General features: G+C 51.5%; 4 protein-coding genes and 2 tRNA genes. 2 read left to right on the forward strand and 4 right to left on the reverse strand.

The window, feature by feature from the left end:
* Nucleotides 1–30 precede the first annotated feature (30 nt).
* The 3 genes from dtd to RUMCAL_RS09280 are packed head-to-tail and all read right to left on the reverse strand — an operon-like array spanning nucleotide 31 to nucleotide 1,634.
* Nucleotides 31–486: a D-aminoacyl-tRNA deacylase gene (gene dtd / locus RUMCAL_RS09270; RefSeq protein ID WP_021682515.1), complete on the reverse strand. Its 456-nt coding sequence runs from the start codon at nucleotides 484–486 to the stop codon at nucleotides 31–33.
* The gene (locus RUMCAL_RS09275; protein ID WP_021682516.1) at nucleotides 483–1,223 is read right to left on the reverse strand and encodes an NAD-dependent protein deacylase; all 741 of its coding nucleotides are present in this window, start codon (nucleotides 1,221–1,223) and stop codon (nucleotides 483–485) included. The genes dtd and RUMCAL_RS09275 overlap by 4 nt, the downstream gene beginning before the upstream one ends.
* Nucleotides 1,224–1,238: 15 nt before the next feature.
* Nucleotides 1,239–1,634: a secondary thiamine-phosphate synthase enzyme YjbQ gene (locus RUMCAL_RS09280; protein WP_021682517.1), complete on the reverse strand. Its 396-nt coding sequence runs from the start codon at nucleotides 1,632–1,634 to the stop codon at nucleotides 1,239–1,241.
* Between the two features lie 433 nt (nucleotides 1,635–2,067).
* Between RUMCAL_RS09280 and RUMCAL_RS09290 the strand changes: the two genes are divergently transcribed.
* Together RUMCAL_RS09290 and RUMCAL_RS09295 are read left to right on the forward strand one after the other, a co-directional pair.
* A tRNA-Ser gene (locus RUMCAL_RS09290) sits at nucleotides 2,068–2,156 on the forward strand.
* Between the two features lie 59 nt (nucleotides 2,157–2,215).
* Nucleotides 2,216–2,305, forward strand: a tRNA-Ser gene (locus tag RUMCAL_RS09295).
* Here RUMCAL_RS09295 and RUMCAL_RS16275 read toward each other — a convergent pair.
* A partial coding sequence (locus RUMCAL_RS16275; protein ID WP_207636453.1) for a hypothetical protein occupies nucleotides 2,284–2,506 on the reverse strand: 223 nt, incomplete at its 5' end. The genes RUMCAL_RS09295 and RUMCAL_RS16275 overlap by 22 nt on opposite strands.

The raw sequence follows: 2,506 nt of genomic DNA on the forward strand, positions 1-2,506 counted from the left end.
GTCGCCAGACGCTCTTTGTGCGGTATTGCCTTAGTTCTTGATGATTTCCGCGGAATCCAGCAGAACGGTAAACGGTCCGTCGTTGCACAATTCCACCTGCATATCTGCCCCGAATATGCCGGATTCCACCACAGACACCCGTTCCCGACAGTACGCCTTGCATGCTTCATAAAGGGCTTCCGCCTGTGCCGGCGGTGCCGCGTGCACAAAACTGGGGCGGTTCCCCTTGCGGCAGTCCGCATATAGAGTAAACTGGGACACCAGCAGCAGACTGCCGCCGACATCTTGCAGCGAGAGGTTGATCTTATCGTTTTCGTCCGAGAAGATCCGCAGCCGCAGCAGCTTGTCCACCATTTTTTCCATGATCTCCGTGGTATCCTCCGGTGCAATGCCCAGCAGCACCAGATACCCCTGTTCGATTGCACCGGTGACATTGCCGTCTACGGTGACTTTTGCGTGTTTTACACGCTGTACCAACATTTTCATGCCTGATCCCTCACTTGAATTTGTTCCAGCACCTTGCCGATGGGTTCCCGAATGCACAGGTCTGCCTGTTCGTCCATGGGCGTTGCATCACGGTTCAGCAGTACCAGATGTTCCCCGCGGAAATACCGCAGCAGTCCTGCCGCCGGATAAACCGTCAGCGAAGTGCCGCCCACCAGCAGCAAGTCTGCGTTGGCAATGGCATTCACAGAGCGTGTCAGCGTGTCCTCCGGCAGAGATTCCTCATAGAGCACCACGTCCGGCTTCACTCTGCCGCCGCATTTGTCGCAGTGTGGCACACCGGTGGTCATCATGATCCACTCGGCATCATAGACGGCACCGCACACCTGACAGATATTCCGGTGCACACTGCCATGAAGTTCCAGCACACTCCTGCTGCCTGCCAGCTGGTGCAGCCCGTCAATGTTCTGGGTAACTACTGCCAGCAGTTTTCCTGCCTGTTCCAGCTCCGCCAGCTTCTTGTGTGCCGCATTGGGCTTCGCCGTCAGACAGATCATTTTGTTCCGGTAAAAGCGGTAAAACTCCGCGGTATGCCGTTCAAAATAGGTGTGGCTCAGAATCGTTTCCGGCGGCACGTCATACTGCTGATGATACAGCCCGTCCTGACTGCGGAAGTCCGGAATCCCGCTTTCGGTAGAAACGCCGGCTCCGCCAAAAAACACGATACGATCCGACTGATCCACCCATTGCTGCAATTGTTTGATTTTTTCCGTTTCCATGATACCTGCCCCTTTCTATCCGGCAATGACGCTGACATAAAACGTCCGGCGGCGTGGACCGTCGAATTCGCAGAAGTACACGCCCTGCCATGTGCCCAGCACCAGTCTGCCGTTCCGCACGGGAATGGTCACGCTGCTGCCCATTGCCGAAGCACGGGCATGGGCAGAGGAATTGCCCTCCATATGGCGAAATTCCGGTCTGTCCGGAAACGCCTTCCGATATGCCAGCAGCAGATCTGTTACCACATCGGGGTCGGCGTTTTCATTAATGGTGATACCGGCGGTGGTATGGGGGCAGTAAACGACACAGATGCCGTCTGTGATGCCGCTGTCCGCTACGGCTCCCTGTACCTGTGCCGTGATCGGGCAGAGATTTTCTGCCGGTGTTTCCAGTGTATACGAATATAGCATGGCATTTGCTCCTTTTTTCGGTAGTATTTTCAGGAAACACTACATAAAGCCCGCCTGACGGCTTTGCACGCAATCTGCGTGCAGATTTTTCGTCATATTGCCCAGAAATCCCTTGCCATACGGAAAGTATGCCTGCGGAATTTCTATGCAATCTGTCGACCGAAAAATCTGACGACGCATCTTACCACAAGCTTTGCTCGGTGTTTCTTTTATTATAGAATATTTGTCCGGAAAATGCAAGTCCTTTCTTTTTCGTGTAAAATTTCATCTGTTTCTTTTGCTTTTTCAACAAACAGCCATCATTTTTCGCCATTATTTTTCCAGCAGCATTGAAAAGAAAACTTTTCGGAAAACGCCGAAAAAATTTTGCAGTTTTCTCTTGACAAATCGCCGATTTTATAGTATAATAATAAAGCTGTTTGATGCAGTTTCTGGAGAGGTGTCCGAGTGGTTTAAGGAGCTAGTCTTGAAAACTAGTGATTCCGCAAGGAACCGTGGGTTCGAATCCCACCCTCTCCGCCAGTTGAATACATTCGGAACGGAACGTTTCTCATGACGTTTCCTCCTTTGGACCATAAAATGCGGAAGTACCCAAGTGGTGAAGGGGCTCCCCTGCTAAGGGAGTAGGTCGGGAAACCGGCGCGAGGGTTCAAATCCCTCCTTCCGCGCCAAGAAAAAGACACTTCATTTCGAAGTGTCTTTTTCGTTTTTCTGCCGTTTTTTCAGCATCCGTATAAAAAAAGACCTGCAACAGGGAATTGCAGGTCAAAAACAGATAAAACCAATCAAGGGGAATTGGGGGATTTTTCAATCCATGTGAATAGTATACCGGAAAAAGCTTGAGGCAATACCGCACAAAGAGCGTCTGGCGA

Source organism: Ruminococcus callidus ATCC 27760, from assembly GCF_000468015.1.
GTDB classification, from domain to species: domain Bacteria; phylum Bacillota; class Clostridia; order Oscillospirales; family Ruminococcaceae; genus Ruminococcus_C; species Ruminococcus_C callidus.